The sequence below is a fragment of the Pseudomonas sp. JAI120 genome, from assembly GCF_014207255.1.
Taxonomy (GTDB): Bacteria; Pseudomonadota; Gammaproteobacteria; order Pseudomonadales; family Pseudomonadaceae; genus Aquipseudomonas.
Genome location: NZ_JACHCZ010000001.1, coordinates 1,650,017 through 1,671,211 on the forward strand (window position 1 = coordinate 1,650,017; position 21,195 = coordinate 1,671,211).

The window sequence follows — 21,195 nt, forward strand, 5'->3', positions numbered from 1 at the left end:
TCCATTACATAGAGCAGGCGCGCGGACATGGGTCAGGCCTCGGAAGGGGTTTGCTTATAGTTGAAGCCAATCGGGTGCGGCATATTGCGGGCCTTGGCCAGCTCAATCTGCTTTTGCCGGTCGATCGCGCTGCGGCGGGTTTTCTCTGGCAGCTTATCCCAGCAATGGGGGCAGCTGATGCCAGCTACATAGTGTTCGGATGCGCGGTCTTCGACGCTCACCGGTGTGCGGCAGGCATGACATTGATCGTAGTCGCCTTCGCTCAGGTCGTGGCGCACAGTGACGCGATTGTCGAACACAAAGCAGTCGCCCTGCCATTTGGTTTCTGCCTGCGGCACCTCTTCGAGGTACTTCAGGATCCCGCCCTTGAGGTGGTAGACCTCATCGAAACCTTCGCTGAGCATGTAGCTCGACGCCTTCTCGCAACGAATGCCACCGGTGCAGAACATGGCGACCTTCTTGTGCTTGGCCGGGTCGAAGTTGGCTTTGATATAGTCGGGAAATTCGCGAAAACTGGTGGTTTTCGGGTCGATTGCGCCTTCAAAGGTGCCGATCGACACTTCGTAGTCGTTGCGGGTGTCGATCAACAGCACTTCGGGGTCGCTGATCAGCGCATTCCAGTCCTGCGGGTCGACATAGGTGCCGACTTTCTTGTTCGGGTCGACGCCTTCGACGCCCAGGGTCACGATCTCTTTCTTGAGCTTGACCTTGGTGCGGTAGAACGGCTGCTCATCGCAGTACGACTCTTTGTGGTCGATGTCGTCCATGCGCGGGTCATTCTTCAGCCAGGCCATCAGGCCATCAATGCCTTCGCGACTGCCGGAAACGGTGCCGTTGATGCCTTCTTCGGCGATCAGCAAGGTGCCTTTGATGCCGTTGTCGACCATTGCCTGCAGCAATGGCTCGCGCAGGGCGACGTAATCTTCGAGGGTGACGAACTTATACAGTGCCGCCACGACAATCGGTTGAGTCATGGGTGTTCTCTCCAGGTGGCTACCCTCGTAAGGGGTGAACCGGATGCAAAAAAAACGCGCCGGCTAAGCGGCGCGTTGCGGATTCTAGCAAATGCAGGGTTTTAGAAACACCCGCGTATCAGCTATGCCCGCCGGCGCAGGTCGGCGAGGCCGGGGCTGCGTCGATTTTGGCCCATTCATCGGGCGTGTAGGTATGCAGCGCCAGCGCATGAAATTCGCTCATCAGGTCACCCAGGGTGGCGTAGACCTTCTGGTGGCGCTTGACGCGGTTAAGCCCCTCGAACTGCTGGCTGACCAGCACGGCCTTGAAGTGGGTCTGCAGCCCACGGCTGTGCATATGGCTTTCATCCAGCACGCTCAAGTGGTCCGGGTCCAGGGCGGCGAGCGCCGTTTCGATACGCTGTTGCATGGTCATTCCTGCTTACTTCTTCTTGGCCGGTGCAGCGGCTTTTGGCGTCAGCTCGTTGGTCATGTCTTCCAACAGTTTGTTCACCACCGGCACAGCACTTTCCAGCTTGGCCTGGGTCATCTGGGCCGATTGCTGGGTCAGCTGCGGCATTTTCTCCAGGACTTTCTTGCCCAGTGGCGACTGGTAGAAAGCAACCAGGTCCTTGAGCTCGGATTCACTGAAGTTGGTGGTGTAGAGCTTGACCATGTCCGGTTTCAGCTTCGGCCAGCCGATGGCCTGGTCCAGGGCGGCGTTGGCCTTGGCCTGGTAGCTGTCCAGTACGGACTGCTTGGCGGCAGGCGCCTTGGTCTGTTCGAAACGCTGGGCGAACATTTGCTGCACTTGCATGTACACCGGGGTACCCAGCTTGTCGGCATGGGCCAGGGTAAGGAAGGCTTCGGCACTGGCGTTGTGGCTGGCGGTATCGGCAAAAACCTGGCCGCTGGCGCAAACCAGAGCAACCGCGGTACAGATGGCACGAAGACGAGTCATCGAGTTTCCTTTCTAGCAGGCGAGGTAAGACCCCAAGGGCGCCCATTCTGCGCCTAAAAAACGCTGCGGCTCAACCCCGAGCCTTACCGGGCGCGGATTGCCGTGAATGAATCCGATGAAAAGTCTTTTAGGGAACCCCCCAGGCTGATCAGGGCCTAAACTGCGCAAACGAACCTGAAGGAGTGTGCCCGATGAGCCGTATCGAAACCGACAGCCTGGGAGAAGTGGAAGTCCCGGATGACGCTTACTGGGGCGCCCAGACCCAACGTTCGCTGGTGAATTTCGCCATCGGCGAGCAGCGCATGCCCCTGGCGGTACTGCACGCGCTGGCCCTGATCAAGAAGGCCGCCGCCCGGGTCAACGACCGCAACGGCGACCTGCCCGCCGACATTGCCCGCCTGATCGAACAAGCCGCCGACGAAGTGCTCGACGGCCAACATGATGACCAGTTCCCCCTGGTCGTCTGGCAAACCGGCAGCGGCACCCAGAGCAACATGAACGCCAACGAGGTCATTGCCGGCCGTGCCAACGAGCTCTCGGGCAAGCCCCGTGGCGGCAAAAGCCCGGTGCACCCCAACGATCATGTGAACCGCTCCCAAAGCTCCAACGACTGCTTCCCTACGGCCATGAGCATTGCGGCGGTGCAAGCGGTGCACCAGCAGTTGTTGCCGGCGATCAATACGCTGTCCGGCGGACTCGCGGAATTGTCGGCACGCCATGCAAAGCTGGTGAAGACGGGCCGCACCCACATGATGGACGCCACGCCGATCACCTTCGGCCAGGAAATCTCGGCGTTTATCGCCCAACTCGATTACGCCGAACGCGCGATCCGCAGCGCCCTGCCCCAGGTGTGCGAGCTGGCCCAGGGCGGTACGGCGGTGGGCACCGGGCTCAATGCGCCCCATGGCTTCAGCGAGGCGATTGCCTCGGAATTGGCAGCCTTATCGGGCCTGCCCTTCGTCACCGCGCCGAACAAATTCGCCGCGCTGGCCGGCCATGAACCGATAGTGACCTTGCACGGAGCCCTGAAAACCCTGGCCGTGGCCCTGATGAAAATCGCCAACGACCTGCGTCTGCTGGGCTCCGGCCCGCGGGCCGGCCTTGCGGAGGTGAAACTGCCAGCCAATGAGCCGGGCAGCTCGATCATGCCCGGCAAGGTCAACCCGACCCAGTGCGAAGCGCTGTCGATGCTGGCCTGCCAGGTACTGGGCAATGACGTGACCATCGGCATCGCGGCGAGCCAAGGGCATTTGCAGTTGAACGTGTACAAGCCGGTGATCATCCACAACCTGCTGGAATCGATCCGCCTGCTGGCCGATGGCTGCAATAACTTCCAGGAGCACTGCATCGCCGGCCTCGAACCCGACGCCGGGAAAATGGCCGAGCACCTGGAGCGCGGGCTGATGCTGGTCACGGCGCTCAACCCGCACATCGGCTATGACAAGTCGGCAGAGATCGCCAAGAAGGCCTACGCCGAAGGTTTGACCCTTCGGGAAGCAGCGCTGGACCTGGGCTACCTCACCGACGCAGAGTTCGACCAGTGGGTACGCCCGGAAAACATGCTGGGCGCCTAAGACGCCATGCGTAGCCGCCGGGCCTTGAGCCCGGCGAGCAACGACGGCGCCAGCGCGACCGCCGCCGACCCCACGACCACCACCAACGCGCCGAAATAGCCCAAGGCATTGATCTCTTCGGCCTGCACATAGTGGGGCCACAACCACGCCGCCAACGCCACCGCGACAAAGGTCACCAACGGCGTCAGTGCCAGGGTTGCACTCACCCGCGAGGCTTCCCAGTGGGCCAGTGCTTCGGCAAATGCGCCATAGGCCACCAGTGTGTTCATGCAGCACGCGAGCAACAGCCAGCCTTGCAGCGGACTCAGGTCCAAAGCCTCCAGCGGATGCGCCCATGGCGTCAGCAACACGGCGCAAGACAGATAGATCACCATCATCACTTGCAGCGAATTCCATACCGTCAGCAACTGCTTCTGGCCCAGGGCGTAGAACACCCAGATCGAAGTGGCGAGCAGGATCGTCAGCACGCCGGCGGTATAAGCGCCGAGGGACGTCAGCAACTCCTCCAGGCGTTGGTTGAAGAACAGACCGAAACCGACGATCAGCACCACCAGGCCCACGCTCTGCCCGACGCTGAAACGTTCCTTGAACACAAACACGCTGGCAATCATCAGGAAGATCGGCCCCATCTGCACCACCAGTTGCGCAGTACCGGGGCTGAGCACTTTCAGGCCCACCAGGTACAACACGTAGTTGCCCACAAGGCCGCACACCGCCATCGCCACCAGCCAGCCGCCCTTGGGGCCGAGCACTTTACGACTGGGCAGGCGCTTGGTCGCGGCGAGGTACACGAACAGGCAACTGCCGGCCACCACCATGCGAAACCAGGTGACGGTGATCGGGTCCATCACCTGCAAGACTTGCTTGAGTTTGATCGGCAGAATGCCCCAGAGCAGCGCGGTCAGCAGGGTCAGGAAAAAACCGTAGACCCAGCGGCCGGAAGAGATGTGCATGAGCGCCCCAGAAAATGCCAGAGGTGGAGGAGCGGCCATTCTAGGGGCAAGTGGACGAATTGGGATATGGCGCTGCTTACCTATGGGAGGGGGCACGTCCCCTCCCACATTTAACTTAGCGCACGGCTTCGAACAGCCCCGTGGCGCCCATGCCGCCGCCCACGCACATGGTGACGATGCCATAACGCAAATTACGCCGCTGCAGCTCACGCACCAGATGCCCTACCTGGCGCGAGCCGGTCATGCCAAACGGGTGGCCGATGGAAATCGAGCCGCCGTTGACGTTGTACCTGGCGTTGTCGATTTCCAGGCGATTGCGCGCATACAGGCACTGCGAAGCAAATGCCTCGTTGAGTTCCCACAGGTCGATGTCCGCCACCTGCAAGCCCCGCGCCTTGAGCAGCTTGGGCACCGAGAACACCGGGCCGATGCCCATCTCATCCGGCTCGCAACCGGCCACGGTGAAACCGCGGAAGAACGCCTTGGGCTTGAGCCCCAGCGCCAGGGCTTTCTCCAGGCTCATCACCAGCGTCATGGAGGCGCCGTCGGAGAGCTGCGACGAGTTACCCGCCGTCACCGAGCCGTCTTCGGCAAACACCGGCTTCAACCCAGACAGGCTGGCCAACGTGGTGTCCGGGCGATTGCAGTCATCGCGATCAACGACGCCGTCAAGGATTTGTACGGCGCCAGTGTGCTTGTCCTCGACCTTGTACTTGACCGCCATCGGCACGATTTCATCATCAAACAAGCCATCCGCCTGAGCCTGAGCCGTGCGCTGCTGGCTTTGCAGGGCATAAAGGTCCTGCTCTTCTCGGCTGACGTTATAGCGGCGGGCGACGATTTCGGCGGTCTGGCCCATGGGGAAGTAGATGCCCGGCACCTGTTCCTTGAGCAATGGGTTGATCAGGTTATCGGTGTTGACGCTTTTCATGGTCAGGCTGATGGACTCGACGCCGCCGGCAACGATGATCTCGCTGCAGCCCGACGCGATCTGGTTGGCCGCAATCGCAATCGCCTGCAAACCCGACGAGCAGAACCGGTTGAGGGTCATGCCCGCGGTGCCGGTACCCAATTGCGACAGCACTGCCACGTTGCGCCCGATGTTGTAGCCCTGGGCGCCTTCGTTGGAACCGGCACCGACGATGCAATCCTCGACACTGGCCGGGTCGATGCCGTTGCGGGTCAGCAGCGCGTTGACGCAATGGGCCGCCATGTCATCCGGGCGAGTCTGGTTGAACTTGCCGCGAAAGGATTTGGCCAGGCCGGTTCGCACGCTGTCGACGATCACTACTTCACGCATGGGCTACCTCGATCTTGTCGTTGTGGGGAGATGGATCGAGGATAGATCCAGGCCTGCCCCACCGCGACGATCATTCACCCGGCGTATACAAAAACATGGTGACGAACATAAACCTGTGGCGAGCAGGCTTGCCCTGCGTTGGGGCGCGAAGCGGCCCTGCCCCAGGCGCCGCGTTCTTTCAGGCAGACCTTATTGGCTGGTTTTGGGGCCGCTTCGCAGCCCAACGCGGGGCAAGCCCGCTCGCCACAGAGGCCTGCATCCTGGACAACACCAGGCAAGTGATTATTTCTTTTTCTTCTTGTCGTGCTTGTCAGCCTTGGCGAAGGCTTCCTCCAAGGCCAGGTTGATGGTGCGCAACACCTTGACCCGCGCCCAGCGTTTATCATTGGCTTCCACCAGCGTCCACGGCGAGACCTCGGTGCTGGTGCGGTCGACCATATCGCCCACAGCGGCGCGGTAGTCGTCCCATTTGTCGCGGTTGCGCCAGTCGTCTTCGGTGATCTTGAAGCGCTTGAAGGGAATTTCCTCACGGGCCTGGAAACGTTCAAGTTGGGTCTGCTTGTCGATGGCCAGCCAGAACTTGACCACGATCACACCCGCGTCACGCAATTGCTCTTCAAAATCATTGATCTCGCCATAGGCGCGCATCCAGTCGGCCGGCGTGCAGAAGCCCTCGATGCGCTCCACCAGTACGCGGCCGTACCACGAGCGGTCGAACACGGTGAATTTGCCCCGCGCCGGGATCTTCTGCCAGAACCGCCACAGGTACGGCTGGGCGCGCTCATCCTCGGTCGGCGCGGCAATCGGCACGATGTGGTACTGGCGCGGGTCGAGCGCGGCCGCCACCCGCCGGATCGCCCCGCCCTTGCCGGCCGCATCGTTCCCTTCAAAGACCGTCACCAGCGCGTGCTTGCGCATGCGCTTGTCGCGCATCAGGCCAGAGAAGCGCGCCTGCTCGGTAATCAGTTGTTCTTCGTAGTCGTCCTTGTCCAGGCTCAGGGTCATGTCGAGGCTGTTGAGCAAGCTCATTTGGTCCACGGACGACGGCAACGGTGCCGGGTTCATGCCGCTGGCCTTGCCCTTGGGCAGCTTCAGGGCATTCTGCAGGCCTTCGAGCAGGATCTTGCCCACCGTGAGGCTGCGGTAGTTGGCGTCGACGCCTTCGATCACATGCCAGGGTGCGTAATCGCGGCTGGTACGGCGCAGGATGCGCTCGCCGAAATGCACGAACTTGTCGTAGGTCTCGGACTGCTGCCAGTCCAGCGGGCTGATGCGCCAGCTGTGCAGCGGGTCGTCGGCCAGGGCCTTGAGCCGGGCCTTCATTTGCTTCTTGGACAGGTGGAACCAGAACTTGAAGATCAGCGCGCCTTCATCGCAGAACATCTTCTCCAGGCGCTCGGCACCGGCGATGGCCTGGTCGAGCCGCGCGTCCTTGATCTCGCCGTGGACCCGGCCCTGCAGCATCTGGCTGTACCAGTTGCCGAAAAAGATGCCCATGCGGCCTTTGGCAGGCAATTGGCGCCAATAGCGCCAGGCCGGTGGGCGCGCCAGTTCTTCGTCGGTCTGCTGGTCGAAGGTGCGCACCTCGATCAGGCGCGGGTCCATCCATTCATTCAGCAGTTTGACCGTCTCACCTTTACCGGCGCCTTCGATGCCATTGATCAGGATGATCACCGGGAAGCGCTTTTGCTGTTGCAGTTCGTACTGCACCTCCAGCAAGGCTTCGCGCAGGGCCGGCACTTCGGCGTCGTAGGTGTCTTTGTCGATGGCGTGACCGATTTCGGCAGATTCGAACATGGGCGGCTCCGTTCCAGAATTCAGCAAGACTAGCGGATTGGGCAGCGCGGCGTGCCAGGAAATTCCACTGCCGCTTGCCATGGATCAATGACGCGCCTGTTGATCGGCTAGAATGGCCGCCTTGCCTTTACCGAGCCGCCCATGAATCCCGTAACCCACGCCCAGCTCGACTGGGATGACCAAGGTCGCCCGCACTCGCGGGTGTTCGATGACGTGTACTTCTCTGACCAATCGGGCCTGGAAGAAACCCGCTACGTGTTCCTCCAACAGAACCGTTTGCAGGAGCGCTTCGCCGCACTGCCGGCGGGCGGGCGTCTGGTGATTGGCGAAACCGGCTTCGGCACCGGCCTGAATTTTCTCTGCGCCTGGCAGTTGTTCGAGCAACACGCAGTGGCCGGCGCGCGCCTGCATTTTGTCAGCGTGGAAAAGTACCCGCTGAGCCCCGTCGACCTGCAACGCGCCCTCGCCCTCTGGCCGGAGCTGGCGCCGTTCGCCGAGCAACTGCTAGCGCAATACATCGCCATCCACCAAGGCTTCCAGCGCCTGGTGCTGGATAACGGCCGCGTCACCCTCACGCTGCTGATCGGCGATGCCCTGGAGCAACTGCCGCAACTGGATGCGCAGATCGACGCGTGGTTTCTCGACGGTTTCGCCCCGGCGAAAAACCCCGAGATGTGGACCGCCGAACTGTTCGCTGAATTGGCACGCCTGGCAGCGCCGGGCTCGACCATCAGCACCTTCACCAGCACCGGCTGGGTACGGCGCCTGATCAACGCCGCCGGCTTCAAGATGAAGCGCACGCCGGGCATCGGCCACAAGTGGGAAATCCTGCGCGGGGAGTTTCTCGGCTGGCCGGCCGAGACCCCGGCACCGGTCGCCGCCAAGCCCTGGTTCGCGCGCCCGCCCGCACACAACGGCAAGCGCCACGCCTTGGTGATCGGCGGCGGCCTGGCCGGCTGCGCCAGCGCGGCCAGCCTGGCGGCGCGGGGTTGGCAGGTCAGCCTGCTGGAGCGCCATGACGGCCTGGCCCAGGAAGCCTCGGGCAACCCACAGGGCGTTTTGTACCTCAAGCTGTCCGCCCATGGCACGGCCTTGTCGCAGATGATTGTGAGCGGGTTCGGGCATACCCGGCGCCTGCTCGAGCACCTGCAACGCGGCGTGGATTGGGACGGGTGTGGCGTGCTGCAACTGGGGTTCAATGCCAAGGAGGCCGAACGCCAGGCGAAACTGGCCGAGGCGTTCGCTCCAGCGTTGCTGCAGTTGCTGGACCGCGACCAGGCCCAGATTCGCGCCGGGGTGGGCCTGGAGCATGGTGGGTTGTTTTTCCCCGAGGGCGGCTGGGTGCATCCGCCCGCCCTGTGCCAGTGGCAGGCAAGCCAGCCAGGTATCGAGGTGCACGCCCACCATGATGTGCTGGAACTGCGCAAAGTCGGCGCTCAATGGCAGGCCTGGGACGGTGATCGCCTGCTGGCCAGCGCCCCCGTGGTGGTGCTGGCCGGCGCGGCCGAGGTCAAGCGCTTTGCCGCCAGCGCCGAGCTCCCCCTCAAGCGCATCCGCGGGCAGATCACCCGCTTGCCCCAGACCGCCGACAGCCAGGCCCTGGCCACCGTGGTGTGTGCCGAAGGCTATGTGGCGCCGGCTCGGCTGGGCGAGCACACACTGGGGGCCAGCTTTGATTTCAACAACGATGACCTCACCCCCACCGCCGCCGAACACGCTGGAAACCTTGAGCTACTGCAAGAGATTTCCCCGGACCTGGCACAGCGCCTGCACGCCGCCGACCTTGCCGCAGACACGCTGGAAGGCCGCGCGGCATTTCGCTGCACCAGCCCGGACTACTTGCCGATTGTCGGGCCGCTGGCCGACACCCTGGCGTTCGCCCGGGCCTACGACGTGCTACGCAAAGATGCCCGCCACACGCCACAGGCCACCTGCCCGTGGCTGGACGGCCTGTACCTCAACAGCGGCCACGGCTCGCGAGGCCTGATCACCGCGCCGCTGTCCGGCGAGTTGCTGGCGGCGTGGCTGGATAACGAACCGCTGCCTCTGCCCCGCAGCGTCGCCGAGGCCTGCCACCCGAATCGCTTTGCGGTGCGCGCGTTGGTTCGCAGCAACGTTGCAAAAACGGCCCCGTAGGCGGCGCTTCAACCCATCGGCGGCAGTTCGCAGGTGCCCTGCGCATCGAACCTCAACGCTTCCTGGGTCAGGCGTTTGAGCTCGACGAGCTCGGCACTTTGCCGCGCGCGCTGGATCACGCCCATCTGGGTGTGATAGTCAGCGTCACCCAAGGTTTCCCTCTGCGCCCAAACGGCTTCCATGCGCTCGCCAAAGGGCTGGGTCAAGGTGTCGAACGAACCGCCATGGGCGCGCCTCAGGTAACTGCTCCAAAATGGCAGCTTCACCAGATAGTTCACCAGTTGCGGGGAAAGCTCGGCCGCCTTCACCTGCGCTTCGGCAACTTCCAGCATGTGCTCGGTCACCCCAGCCAGGCTGGCGAAGCGCATATGCCGGGGCTGCCCGGGCAAATGAAAGCGCTCCACCAGCCCGGTGCGATAAGCCAGGCTGACCTCCAGCGGATCGAGCATCGGATGCTCGACGCTGTGCCGGCTGGCCATGGATTCCAGGCGGTCGAGACGAAACAGCCCCCTGGCCAACCTGAGTAGCGGCTTGGCCGTGACCCTGCCGCCCTCCACCCGCTGCGAGGCCTCGTGGATTTCAACCAGCACCTCCAGGTCACTGAAGCTCACGGCAGCGGCGTCATCACAGTTCAATGGCGTGGCCGCCCGCTCGAAGACCTCGGTACGCAGTCGGGTATCGGCGGCGGCCGCCTCGAGCACACGCCAGACGCGGCGGTTCATGTCCTCGCGCACGTGGGTGGTGTCGGCGGTACCGCCCAGGCCGGCCAGCAATGTGAACAGGCCATCGGAGCCGGGCTCATCCTTGAGCCCCAGCCAGGTCTCGACCTTTTCGGCGAAGTGTGTCGCGCGCTCATCGCCCAGCCACAGCTGACGCGCGGTCTGCTCGTTGAGTCGCGTAATGTCATCCTCCACGAAGCCCATGCCCACGCCGATGGTGTCCCGGTAACGGTTCAAGGCCTGACGAGTGCTGGCGTCCAAAGGGTTGTGCCGCAAGTTGAGGACTTCAGTTTGCTCGCGCGGCGCATTGAACAACCATGCCGGCAAACTGGCGATGTCATTGTCGCGCAGGTCGAGTTGCTCCAGGTACGGAACGCGGGTAAAGCCAGTGGGCAGGCTGGTCAGCCGGCAGTTGCGCAGCACCAGGTTGCGCAACTCGAACATCTTGTTGGCGATGGGCGGGTCCACCAGGGGATTGTTGCTCAGGTCGAGCACGGCCAGCCCTTTGAGGTCTGCGAGTTTGGTGCGGGTGTACTCGGTCAGTTGCAGTTGGTTATCGGCCATGTACAGTTGCCTGAGCAACGGCATGTGCTGGAGCACTTCAGGCAGCCGCGTCAGCCGATTACCGTTCAACTCCAGGCTGCGCAGTCCCTTGAAGTGCTTGAGGAAATACGCAACGTCATCGTTGAGTCCCATGCGTTTCAATGACAATTGCCGGACATGCTCGAACTGCACGTGCGCCGGCAAGGTCGGCAACGCCCCGATGGTCATGCCGTCCAGGGACAGGCTCGGCACTTTCTGATGGAGTTCATCCGGCGCCAGCGACACATATTGCCAGCAGCGCTCGATGGCCCGTGCGGCTTGGTGGCGAGCCAGGCGGTGGTCTCGCAGCGCGATGTCAGAGTATGGCTGCGCCGGTTTGTCCCTGGCCCACAGCCTCAGCGTCCGCTGCAGTGCGTCATATTGCTGTTCAAGGGCGCGTACGGCCCTGGCCCGGGACAGGTGGTCGCTACCCAAGTCCTGCAGGAAGGTCGACAGGCGCCGGTCATCGAATAACGGGAAGAGTTTGCGTGCCTTGCGTACCAGGCCTGCAGGCTGTGGAGGCTGCGCAGGCGGCGCACCTTGTACACACGACAAGGCGGGGTCCTCGGGCACTGCGCGCTCCGGCCACAAATAGCGACCGATGCGATTGCGTTCGTCCTGCGCCTTGCCAATCAGTGCATGCCGCAACTGGCTGGCCCTGCCGCTCGCGGTCAGGCGCAGCGCATCGAGTTGGGCGGCAGACAAACTGTTGAGCAACGCCTCATAGAAACCTTCCGGCCCGCCGGCCAGCGCGCCCAACGCCACACCTTGCCCATCGTGGGCGCGAAAGCCCTTGGCCGACTGCACCACGATGCGGCTCATATCAGCATCTGGGTTGCCCACTTGGCCCAGGACTGTGCCCTGAACGCTGTCGCGGCGTACCTGCAAAAACAGATCCTCGGGCCAGCCCGGAACCCGGTGCAGCAACCCGGTGGCCACGCGCCGTGTCGCATCGGTGGCCAGCTCCGGCAAGTACAGGCCGGCCAGGGCGTCGTCTTCCTCCAGCGCTTCCAGGGCTTCCCGGGCCCATTGGCCGACCCGCAGCGGCACACGCCCGGTATGGCGCAAGTGCCAGCGCTCCGCCGTGGAGGCCTGGGTCAGGACCTCCCAGGCCACCCGGATCGGCAATTGCGGCAAGCGCTGCTTGAGCTGGCCGTGATCGGTCTGATCGAAGAAGTCGGCATCCATGCGCAGCCGCTCATAGACCGCCTGATGCGTGTCCTTGAGTGAAGCCGTGAGACGCCCCGTCAGTGCGGCTTGCGCCTCGTCGGCGTGGAAGGTGCCGCCGAGCAATTGCGCGGTTTCTTCGGAGTCGAGCGCGGCCAGCAAGGTGGGCAGGATCTGCCCGTTCCTGAGTTGTTGCGTGGTGAGGTGGATGCTCAAGTCCTCGTAGTCGAACGGCGCGGTGTCTGGATGGCGCTCAAGCAGGTAGCCCTCGTCGTCGAGCAGTTCGAAAAAACGCCCGCGGGGCCACCCGTCCATCAGTGGCAGGGCCAGCATCTGCACACGGGTGGTGGCCGCATCGAGCGGGGCTTGATGCTCCATTTGCCAGATCAGGTCGCGAACCCCCTGGTTCTGATTGAACCGCAGCGCACAATCGCGCAGCCGCTCCGGCAACGGCAGGTTCTGCATCGCCAGTTGCTGCAAGCGCGGCAAGGTCGAGCCGGTGATGGCGGCGATATCCTGCAGATGCCCGGCCGGGAGGGTGGTGAGACTGGGGTCCAACCGCCCCAGGATATAGTCAGGGCTGTGCCATTCATCCGGTCGCTCGAACGAGAACTGCCAGCCGCCCTGGTAGTTGTGGGTCAAGGGCGGTCGATAGGCCGAATCCCGCTGCGGATGCCGGGCCCGCCAGCGCCCGGTGCGGGAGTCAAAGACCATCGAATACAGCGCGCCGTCGACATTCACGTAGGACTGGCCATTGAGTTGGTAGACCCCACGGGGACTGGCCACAGCGCCTTCAAGCGAGACGGTATGACGATACGGCTCGGTACGACTGCGCCATAAGCGCGCGGACTTGTCGGGCAGCCGCACGGCTTTCATGCTGTCGTAGAATCCAGCGGCCGGAGGCGTGGTTCGCCACAGCCGGCCCACCACTTTCGTGCCCGCCGCGAACAACGCCATGGCGGCAAGGTTTTCCGCGATGTTCGTCAGGTGCCTGAGGGCGCCAAGCTTGTCATGGTGCAGCCAGTCATCCACCCCCTCGAACACCTCGCCAAGCAACTGCCCAACAGCCACGCCGGTCATCAGTTGGCCCACCACCGGCACCACGAACCCTGCGACGTTGAGCACCGTCAAGCCGACATCCAGGTAATCCTGGATACGCTTGCGACGCGCGTCGTCATCAGCCTGGGCATTGGGAACCGCCAATACCCGCGCATCCAGCTGGGTCTTGCCGACGCAGGCATTGAAAAAGAACGTCGACAGCTTGCCCGTTACCGGGAGCGGCGCCACCCGCACGACGATTGCCTCTTGGTCAAAACGCTCGAAAAAACCGAAACGCTCGGACTCGTCCAGGTAACCCTTGAAGAAGTCACGATAGGTACTGACGTGAAGCTTGAGGGTGAGGTAGAGCTTGAAATGCTCCAGTGATTCATAGCGGTACCACGGCCGCACGGGCTCGTTGGGCATATACACCACGATCGGGCCGCTGGAGAACCCTTCGGCCGATGCACTGGAAAACACCAATACACCCCACAGGCAGGCACCGTCGATGTTCAGGCCTTGCCAGGCCAGCGGCTGGTGGTTGAACCACAGTTGCCGGATGTCCCTGGCGGGCATATCCGCCTTGACCAGGCCCAGCAGCAACGCACGGGTCGGCGCATCGATATCGCCCTTGGCATGGGCCAGATGCAGGTCGATCTGCATGTCCACGCAACGGGATTGGCCGACCTGCGCCACCGAAGGGTTGAAGTCCTGGTCGGGCGCCACCAGGTTGAACACCTCGCGCACATGGGTCTGATAGGCCTCTCCCAGGTTCAGTTCGCGGCAGTAGCCGATAAAGGTCTGGGCGGTGAGGGTTTGCGCAATTCGGCGCCTGGGCCCGATGCGCACCACGGCAGTGGTCGGCGAGCCGCCAGGCTCGGCAGCCGCCTGGGAGAAATTCTGCATGGCCGCTTGCAGCAGGCTGTGCTTCTCCAGGTGGACGGTCTCGACCACCTGGCCGCCCAGGTCCCGGCTGACACCACTGAACGAGCGCCGGGGGATTTCCAGGGTGTCGTTTTCGATGTCCAGGCCCCTATGCCCCTTGCCGTCCAGAAATGCCTTGAGCCGTTCGGCACAGAATTTATCCAGCGGTTGCAGACGGTTCAGCACCCGGTGCAGGGTTTCACGCGGGCGCTCGCTGTCGGCATACGCCTGCTCGATGGCCTGCAGTACATGGGAATCGGCCTTGACCAACCAGGCCGGCAGCGTGTCATGCAAGACCTGCGCTTTATCCAGGTCGCCGGTGATATCCAGCAGCGCTGCCATCAATTGGTCCTGGGCCACGGGCTTAAGCGCCTGGGTCAAATCAGCTGTTTGCTTCATTCGCAATGCTCCTTTATCGCGTTGAACAATGACGCCAGACGATAAGCGCTGCGCTGCCGCAAAAGGGTTCAAATAGCTACAGATCAGCCCTCCTGACCGTCGATTTTTTGCATCTCACCTCGACTTAATTACCGCCCCTTTCACCCACGTCGCACAGGCCGCAGAGGGGTGCCGAATGGGGGGCGGCGGTTTGCCATATAACTTATTGATCTAAAACTCCGCGTATAGCCTCGGGTCAGTCCCTAGGTACCCGCCATTTTGGCGCGGGTCTTTCTATCCCTCCCCAACGGAAAAACCGGTAAGGAACCTATGTGCGGATTAGCTGGCGAGTTACGTTTCGATCTTCAACCTGCGGACCTCGCAGCCGTGGAGCGAATCACCCATCATTTGGCCCCACGCGGCCCTGACGCGTGGGGCTTCCATGCCCAAGGGCCGATTGCCCTGGGCCATCGACGCCTGAAAATCATGGACCTGTCGGACGGCTCCGCCCAACCGATGGTCGACGCCCAACTGGGCCTGTCCCTGGCATTCAACGGCGCGATCTACAACTTCCCGGAATTGCGCCAGGAGCTTGAAGCCCTGGGTTACGCCTTCTATTCCGGCGGCGACACCGAAGTGCTGCTCAAGGGTTACCACGCCTGGGGGGAAGCGCTGCTGCCCAAACTCAACGGCATGTTTGCCTTTGCCATCTGGGAGCGCGATGCCCAGCGCCTGTTCATCGCCCGTGACCGTCTCGGCGTGAAGCCGTTGTACCTGTCGCGCACCGGCCAGCGCCTGCGTTTTGCTTCGGCCCTGCCGGCGCTGCTCAAGGGCGGTGACATCAACCCGATCCTCGACCCGGTGGCACTGAATCACTATTTGAATTTCCATGCGGTGGTGCCTGCACCGCGCACCCTGCTGGCGGGTATTGAAAAACTGCCGCCGGCCACTTGGATGCGCATCGATGCCGAAGGCAACACCGAGCAGAAAACCTGGTGGACCCTGCCCTACGGCCCCCATGAGGACGAGCGCAATCTCACCCTCGAAGACTGGACCGACCGCGTGCTCGACAGCACCCGCGAAGCCGTGGCGATCCGTCAACGGGCTGCCGTGGATGTCGGTGTGCTGCTCTCCGGCGGCGTCGACTCGAGCATGCTCGTCGGCCTGCTGCGTGAAGTCGGCGTGCAGGACCTGTCGACCTTCTCCATCGGTTTTGAAGACGCCGGTGGCGAGCGCGGCGACGAGTTCCAGTATTCGGACCTGATCGCCAAGCACTACGGCACCCGTCACCACCAACTGCGCATTGCCGAAAGCGAGATCATCGAACAACTGCCGGCGGCGTTCCGCGCCATGAGCGAGCCGATGGTCAGCCATGACTGCATCGCCTTCTACCTGCTGTCGCGGGAAGTGGCCAAGCATTGCAAGGTGGTGCAGAGCGGCCAGGGCGCCGACGAGCTGTTCGCCGGTTACCACTGGTACCCGCAGGTCGACGGCGCCAGCGATCCGTATGCGGCCTACCGAGAAGCGTTCTTCGACCGCAGCTACGACGACTACGCCGCCACCGTCGCGCCCAAATGGCTGACCGCCAACGACGCGGCCGGTGACTTCGTGCGCGAGCATTTTGCGATGCCCGGCGCGGACGCCGCCGTGGACAAGGCCCTGCGCCTGGACAGCACGGTGATGTTGGTGGATGACCCGGTCAAACGTGTCGACAACATGACCATGGCCTGGGGCCTGGAAGCCCGCACACCGTTCCTCGACTACCGCCTGGTGGAATTGTCAGCCCGCGTGCCCGGCAAATTCAAATTGCCCGACGGTGGCAAGCAAGTGTTGAAAGAGGCCGCACGCCGGGTCATCCCGAGCGAAGTCATCGACCGCAAGAAAGGCTACTTCCCGGTGCCGGGCCTCAAGCATTTACAAGGCGACACCCTGAACTGGGTGCGCGAATTGCTGCTGGACCCAAGCCAGGATCGCGGCCTGTTCAACCCGGCCATGCTCGACCGCCTGCTCACCGACCCGCAGGGCCAATTGACCCCGCTGCGCGGCTCGAAGCTGTGGCAACTGGCAGCGCTGAACCTGTGGCTCAGCGAACAAGGAATCTGATTGATGAAACCCCATGCAGCGGCTTACAGCCAACGCTTGTTGAAGGGCCAGGCACCGACCTACGAGCGCCTGCAAGCGCGCCTGGCCGAAGATGGCAGCCCGCTGGCCGCCGAGCCGATCGCGGTGCATTGCGGTTGGGGCCGGCTGTTGATCGGCCACACCTTCCCCGACCCAGCCAGCCTGGCCCAGGAACTGCTCAACGAGCAGCCCGGCGAGCGCGACATCGCGCTTTACGTGGCCGCGCCCCAGCAGATCCTCGGGATCGATCCGCAGCAGTTGTTCCTCGACCCGTCCGACACCCTGCGCCTGTGGTTCAGCGACTATCGCCCGTCGACCCGGGTATTTCGCGGCTTCCGCATTCGCCGGGTGCAGACCGAGGCCGATTGGCGGGCGGTCAACCAGTTGTATCAGGGCCGCGGCATGTTGCCGGTCGATGCCGAGCGCCTCACGCCGCGCCATGAAGGTGGCCCGGTGTATTGGCTCGCAGAAGACGAAGACAGTGGCGCGGTGATCGGCAGCGTGATGGGCCTCAATCACCAGAAAGCCTTCCACGACCCGGAAAACGGGTGCAGCCTGTGGTGCCTGGCGGTCGACCCGCAGTGCACACGCCCCGGTGTGGGCGAAGTGTTGGTGCGCCATCTGGTGGAGCACTTCATGAGCCGTGGCTTGAGTTATCTGGACCTGTCGGTGCTGCACGATAACCGACAGGCCAAGAACCTCTACGCCAAGCTCGGCTTCCGTGCGCTGACCACCTTTGCGATCAAGCGCAAGAACGGTATCAACCAGCCGCTGTTCCTCGGCCCCGGCCCGCAGGCGGGGTTCAACCCGTATGCGCGGATCATTGTCGAAGAAGCGCATCGACGCGGCATTGATGTGCAGGTGGACGACGCCGATGCCGGCCTGTTTACCCTCAGCCATGGTGGGCGCCGCGTGCGTTGCCGGGAGTCGCTGAGCGACCTGACCAGCGCCATCAGCATGACCCTGTGCCAGGACAAGAGCCTCACCCACAAGGTGTTGAAAGCGGCGGGTTTGAAACTGCCTGCGCAACAACTGGCAGGCAGCGCCGATGACAACCTGGAGTTCCTCGACGAACACCAGCGCATTGTGGTCAAGCCGCTGGATGGCGAGCAAGGCCAGGGCGTGGCGGTGGATCTGCAGAGCATTGAAGAGGTGCAGCAGGCAATCGAAGCCGCGCGCCAGTTCGACAGCCGCGTGTTGCTGGAAAGTTTCCACGAAGGCCTGGACCTGCGCATTTTGGTGATTGGCTTTGAGGTAGTCGCCGCCGCGATTCGCCGCCCCGCCGAAGTGACCGGTGACGGCCAGCATTCCATTGGTGCGCTGATCGAAGCCCAGAGCCGACGCCGTCAGGCGGCCACTGACGGCGAAAGCAAAATCCCCGTAGATGCCGAAACCGAACGCACCCTGCACGCCGCCGGCTACGACTACAGCAGCATCCTGCCCCGTGGCAAAACGCTCGCCGTGCGCCGTACCGCCAACCTGCACACCGGCGGTTGCCTGGAAGACGTCACGGCGATCCTCCACCCCACGCTGGTGGACGCCGCTGTGCGCGCCGCCCGCGCCCTGGACATCCCCATGGTCGGCCTGGACCTGATGGTGCCCGCTGCCGATCAGCCCGAGTACGTGTTTATCGAAGCCAACGAACGGGCCGGCCTGGCCAATCATGACCCGCAGCCGACGGCGGAGAAGTTTGTGGACCTGTTATTCCCCCATAGCCAGCCGACGGCTCAATAACCCTGTGGCGAGCGGGCTTGCCCCGCGTTGGGCTGCGAAGCAGCCCCAAAGGCTGCCAATGAGGGTTGACTGAAAGAGCGCGGCGCCCGGATTGAGGGCTGCTTCGCAGCCCAACACGGGGCAAGCCCGCTCGCCACAACAAGCCCCACTGGTCACAACAAGCCCCATTGGCCACAGAATTTCCCTTATTCCATCAGGAGTCTTTATGAGCCGAACCATTCCCGAACCGGATCTCAACTACCTGCAAAAAGTGCTGCTGGAAATGCTCGCCATTCCCAGCCCCACCGGGTTCACCGACACCATCGTGCGCTACGTCGCCGAGCGCCTGGAAGAGCTGGGCATCCCGTTTGAAATGACCCGGCGCGGGACCATTCGCGCCACCCTCAAGGGCCAGAAAAACAGCCCCGACCGCGCCGTGTCCGCGCACCTCGACACCATCGGCGCCGCCGTGCGCGCGATCAAGGACAATGGCCGCCTGACCCTTGCCCCCGTCGGCTGCTGGTCGAGCCGCTTTGCCGAAGGCAGTCGCGTCAGCCTGTTCACCGACAACGGCGTGATCCGTGGCAGCGTGTTGCCGTTGATGGCCTCCGGGCACGCGTTCAACACCGCCGTGGATGAAATGCCGGTGAGCTGGGACCACGTGGAATTGCGCCTGGACGCCTATTGCGCCACCCGCGCCGATTGCGATTCCCTGGGGATCGGCATCGGCGACTACGTGGCGTTCGATCCGTTGCCCGAGTTCACCGAGAGCGGGCATATCAGTGCCCGCCACCTGGACGATAAAGCCGGTGTCGCCGCACTGTTGGCTGCGCTCAAGGCCATCGTCGACAGCGGCGAGCCCTTGCTGATCGACTGCCACCCGCTGTTCACCATCACCGAAGAAACCGGCAGCGGCGCTGCGGCGGCCCTGCCTTGGGATGTGAGTGAGTTTGTCGGCATCGATATCGCCCCCGTCGCCCCCGGCCAGCACTCCAGCGAGCACTCGGTCAGCGTGGCCATGCAGGATTCCGGCGGGCCGTATGACTATCACCTCTCCCGCCACTTGCTGCGCCTGGCCTCGGATAACGACTTGCCCGTGCGCCGCGACCTGTTCCGCTATTATTTCAGCGATGCCCACTCGGCGGTGACTGCAGGTCATGACATCCGCACCGCCTTACTGGCGTTCGGTTGCGATGCGACCCACGGTTATGAGCGCACCCATATCGACAGCCTGGCCGCCCTGAGCCGTCTGCTGGGCGCGTATATCCTCAGCCCGCCGGTGTTTGCCAGTGACGCACAACCGGCCCAGGGCTCACTGGATCGCTTCAGTCATCAGATCGAGCACGAAACGCAGATGGAGAGCGACACGCGTGTACCGTCGGTGGACAGCCTGGTCGGTCAGAAGTCCTGACGCTGGCAACTGCGGTCCCGGCGCAGTAGCATCGCCGGGATCCATCACCTGAGGCTTGTATGCTGATTCCCTACGACGCACTTGAAGTCGACACCCTGAACCGCCTTATCGAAGACTTCGTGACCCGCGACGGCACCGACAATGGCGACGACACGCCCCTGGAAACCCGCGTACTGCGCGTACGCCAGGCGCTGACCAAGGGCCAGGCGCTGATCGTGTTCGACCCGGACAGCGAGCAGTGCCAGTTGATGCTCAAGCACGATGTGCCCAAGCATCTGTTCGACTGACTCAGGGGGTGGTGGCGGGCTGGGGTTGCGGGGTTTGATGTTCACGGATCTTTTGGTAGACCTCGGCGCGGTGCACATGCACCCCGACGGGGGCGGCAATACCGAATTTCACGTGGTTACCGTTCAACTCAAGAATATGCACGGTGATGTCATCGCCGATGGCGATGATTTCGCCCACGGCGCGGCTTAAGACCAGCATGGCGGTTGTCCTTATCCAATAACAGGACCCCGACCATGCGCGCCGGGTCTGGCCGCAGCAATGCCTCGCGGCAAAATCAGGCAATACCTACTTAAGCAGGTAAATTGCCTGACAGACTACCGCCTGATTAACCCTTAACAGCCTGAGCCTTGGCCCTCATCTTGTCGGCCATGGTGGTCATTTCGTCATAAAGCAACTGCGGGTTCTTCTGCTTCAATGCCCACGCCATCCGCCCTTGCTCATGGGGCAGGATCATGAATTCGCCCTGCGCTACACGCTGGTAGATGTAGTCGGCAATGTCCGCCGCCGAGATCGGCGAACTCTCCAACAGCTTGCCTACCTGTGCCTTCATCGCGGGTGTGGGCCCACGAAACGAATCCAACAGGTTGGTCTGGAAGAACGACGGGCACACCACGTGCACGCCGACTTCCTGCTGCTTGAGCTCCACCAGCAAACTCTCCGACAGCGCCACCACACCCGCCTTGGCCACGTTGTAGTTGCTCATGGCCGGCCCCTGCATCAGGGCTGCCATCGAGGCGATGTTGATGATGCGGCCCTTGCTCTTTTCCAGCAGTGGCAGGAACGCCTTGCAGCCCTTGACCACGCCCATCAGGTTGATTGCGATCTGCCAGTCCCAGTCCTCCAGGGACAGCTCGGCAAAGAAACCACCCGAGGCCACGCCGGCGTTGTTGACGATCACATCAATGCCGCCCAACTTCACTTCGCAGGCCTGGGCAAACGCGGTGAGCTGGCTGTAGTCGCGCACGTCGCAGCGCTGGATAAACCCATCACCACCGGCTTCGCGCACTAATTTCAGGGTTTCCTGCAGGCCTGGCTCGCTGACATCCGACAAGGCCAACTGCCAACCCTCACGGGCCCAGCGCAGAGCGATTTCACGACCCAGGCCGGACCCGGCGCCAGTGATCATCATGCGATTTTGCATAGGAAGTAGCCTTGTGGTTCACAGAAGAAGTGATCGGCA

General features: G+C 63.0%; 15 protein-coding genes. 6 read left to right on the forward strand and 9 right to left on the reverse strand.

Annotated features, from left to right (window positions below; all coding sequences use genetic code 11):
- Positions 1-32: 32 nt before the first annotated feature.
- The 3 genes from HDC32_RS07735 to HDC32_RS07745 form a co-directional block, all read right to left on the reverse strand.
- Positions 33-974, reverse strand: a complete 942-nt coding sequence (locus HDC32_RS07735; protein ID WP_131700399.1) for a rhodanese-related sulfurtransferase — start codon at positions 972-974, stop codon at positions 33-35.
- A gap of 118 nt (positions 975-1,092) precedes the next feature.
- Positions 1,093-1,389 (reverse strand): BolA family transcriptional regulator, encoded by a 297-nt coding sequence (locus HDC32_RS07740; protein WP_131700398.1) that lies wholly within the window; start codon positions 1,387-1,389, stop codon positions 1,093-1,095.
- 6 nt (positions 1,390-1,395) lie between these two features.
- Complete coding sequence (locus HDC32_RS07745; RefSeq protein ID WP_003236690.1) at positions 1,396-1,914, reverse strand: DUF2059 domain-containing protein; 519 nt, start codon at positions 1,912-1,914, stop codon at positions 1,396-1,398.
- A gap of 191 nt (positions 1,915-2,105) precedes the next feature.
- On the opposite strand from HDC32_RS07745, the gene HDC32_RS07750 reads away from it, so the two are divergent.
- Entirely contained in the window at positions 2,106-3,488 is a 1,383-nt protein-coding gene (locus tag HDC32_RS07750; RefSeq protein ID WP_145336465.1) for a class II fumarate hydratase, read from the forward strand.
- Here the strand turns inward: HDC32_RS07750 and HDC32_RS07755 are convergent.
- The 3 genes from HDC32_RS07755 to pap all read right to left on the reverse strand — a co-directional run bounded on the left by HDC32_RS07755 (position 3,485) and on the right by pap (position 7,538).
- On the reverse strand, positions 3,485-4,441 hold the full coding sequence (locus tag HDC32_RS07755; RefSeq protein WP_131700396.1) for a DMT family transporter: 957 nt from the start codon (positions 4,439-4,441) through the stop codon (positions 3,485-3,487). The two genes, HDC32_RS07750 and HDC32_RS07755, sit on opposite strands and share 4 nt — an antisense overlap.
- A 115-nt stretch (positions 4,442-4,556) precedes the next feature.
- Positions 4,557-5,741, reverse strand: coding sequence for a thiolase family protein (locus HDC32_RS07760; RefSeq protein WP_167656420.1), 1,185 nt, complete (start codon positions 5,739-5,741; stop codon positions 4,557-4,559).
- Between the two features lie 282 nt (positions 5,742-6,023).
- The gene (pap, locus tag HDC32_RS07765) at positions 6,024-7,538 is read right to left on the reverse strand and encodes a polyphosphate:AMP phosphotransferase (RefSeq protein WP_131700394.1); all 1,515 of its coding nucleotides are present in this window, start codon (positions 7,536-7,538) and stop codon (positions 6,024-6,026) included.
- A gap of 141 nt (positions 7,539-7,679) precedes the next feature.
- Between pap and mnmC the strand changes: the two genes are divergently transcribed.
- Positions 7,680-9,674: a bifunctional tRNA (5-methylaminomethyl-2-thiouridine)(34)-methyltransferase MnmD/FAD-dependent 5-carboxymethylaminomethyl-2-thiouridine(34) oxidoreductase MnmC gene (gene mnmC, locus HDC32_RS07770; RefSeq protein WP_184743327.1), complete on the forward strand. Its 1,995-nt coding sequence runs from the start codon at positions 7,680-7,682 to the stop codon at positions 9,672-9,674.
- An 8-nt stretch (positions 9,675-9,682) separates the two neighbouring features.
- On the opposite strand, the gene HDC32_RS07775 is transcribed toward mnmC, so the two are convergent.
- A complete protein-coding gene (locus HDC32_RS07775; protein ID WP_184743329.1) occupies positions 9,683-14,503 on the reverse strand; it encodes an NEL-type E3 ubiquitin ligase domain-containing protein in 4,821 nt (1,606 codons plus the stop codon).
- A gap of 309 nt (positions 14,504-14,812) precedes the next feature.
- On the opposite strand from HDC32_RS07775, the gene HDC32_RS07780 reads away from it, so the two are divergent.
- From HDC32_RS07780 to HDC32_RS07795, 4 genes are all read left to right on the forward strand, one after another.
- Entirely contained in the window at positions 14,813-16,585 is a 1,773-nt protein-coding gene (locus HDC32_RS07780; protein WP_131700391.1) for an N-acetylglutaminylglutamine amidotransferase, read from the forward strand.
- A gap of 3 nt (positions 16,586-16,588) precedes the next feature.
- Positions 16,589-18,337 carry an N-acetylglutaminylglutamine synthetase gene (gene ngg, locus HDC32_RS07785; RefSeq protein WP_131700390.1) on the forward strand — a complete coding sequence of 583 codons (1,749 nt, stop codon included), beginning with the start codon at positions 16,589-16,591 and terminating at the stop codon, positions 18,335-18,337.
- 205 nt (positions 18,338-18,542) lie between these two features.
- A complete protein-coding gene (locus HDC32_RS07790; protein WP_131700389.1) occupies positions 18,543-19,727 on the forward strand; it encodes an osmoprotectant NAGGN system M42 family peptidase in 1,185 nt (394 codons plus the stop codon).
- A gap of 59 nt (positions 19,728-19,786) precedes the next feature.
- Positions 19,787-20,014 carry a YheU family protein gene (locus tag HDC32_RS07795; RefSeq protein WP_184743332.1) on the forward strand — a complete coding sequence of 76 codons (228 nt, stop codon included), beginning with the start codon at positions 19,787-19,789 and terminating at the stop codon, positions 20,012-20,014.
- 1 nt (position 20,015) lies between these two features.
- Here the strand turns inward: HDC32_RS07795 and csrA are convergent, their stop codons facing one another.
- Together csrA and HDC32_RS07805 are read right to left on the reverse strand one after the other, a co-directional pair.
- Positions 20,016-20,213, reverse strand: coding sequence for a carbon storage regulator CsrA (csrA, locus tag HDC32_RS07800; protein WP_131700388.1), 198 nt, complete (start codon positions 20,211-20,213; stop codon positions 20,016-20,018).
- A gap of 127 nt (positions 20,214-20,340) precedes the next feature.
- Positions 20,341-21,156 (reverse strand): SDR family oxidoreductase, encoded by an 816-nt coding sequence (locus tag HDC32_RS07805; RefSeq protein ID WP_090406965.1) that lies wholly within the window; start codon positions 21,154-21,156, stop codon positions 20,341-20,343.
- Between the last annotated feature and the right edge of the window lie 39 nt (positions 21,157-21,195).

Coding starts and splice junctions, on each gene's coding strand:
- HDC32_RS07735 (WP_131700399.1), bottom strand. CDS start 974: ATGACTCAACCGATTGTCGTGGCGGCACTGTATAAGTTCGTCACCCTC.
- HDC32_RS07740 (WP_131700398.1), bottom strand. CDS start 1,389: ATGACCATGCAACAGCGTATCGAAACGGCGCTCGCCGCCCTGGACCCG.
- HDC32_RS07745 (WP_003236690.1), bottom strand. CDS start 1,914: ATGACTCGTCTTCGTGCCATCTGTACCGCGGTTGCTCTGGTTTGCGCC.
- HDC32_RS07750 (WP_145336465.1), top strand. CDS start 2,106: ATGAGCCGTATCGAAACCGACAGCCTGGGAGAAGTGGAAGTCCCGGAT.
- HDC32_RS07755 (WP_131700396.1), bottom strand. CDS start 4,441: ATGCACATCTCTTCCGGCCGCTGGGTCTACGGTTTTTTCCTGACCCTG.
- HDC32_RS07760 (WP_167656420.1), bottom strand. CDS start 5,741: ATGCGTGAAGTAGTGATCGTCGACAGCGTGCGAACCGGCCTGGCCAAA.
- pap (WP_131700394.1), bottom strand. CDS start 7,538: ATGTTCGAATCTGCCGAAATCGGTCACGCCATCGACAAAGACACCTAC.
- mnmC (WP_184743327.1), top strand. CDS start 7,680: ATGAATCCCGTAACCCACGCCCAGCTCGACTGGGATGACCAAGGTCGC.
- HDC32_RS07775 (WP_184743329.1), bottom strand. CDS start 14,503: ATGAAGCAAACAGCTGATTTGACCCAGGCGCTTAAGCCCGTGGCCCAG.
- HDC32_RS07780 (WP_131700391.1), top strand. CDS start 14,813: ATGTGCGGATTAGCTGGCGAGTTACGTTTCGATCTTCAACCTGCGGAC.
- ngg (WP_131700390.1), top strand. CDS start 16,589: ATGAAACCCCATGCAGCGGCTTACAGCCAACGCTTGTTGAAGGGCCAG.
- HDC32_RS07790 (WP_131700389.1), top strand. CDS start 18,543: ATGAGCCGAACCATTCCCGAACCGGATCTCAACTACCTGCAAAAAGTG.
- HDC32_RS07795 (WP_184743332.1), top strand. CDS start 19,787: ATGCTGATTCCCTACGACGCACTTGAAGTCGACACCCTGAACCGCCTT.
- csrA (WP_131700388.1), bottom strand. CDS start 20,213: ATGCTGGTCTTAAGCCGCGCCGTGGGCGAAATCATCGCCATCGGCGAT.
- HDC32_RS07805 (WP_090406965.1), bottom strand. CDS start 21,156: ATGCAAAATCGCATGATGATCACTGGCGCCGGGTCCGGCCTGGGTCGT.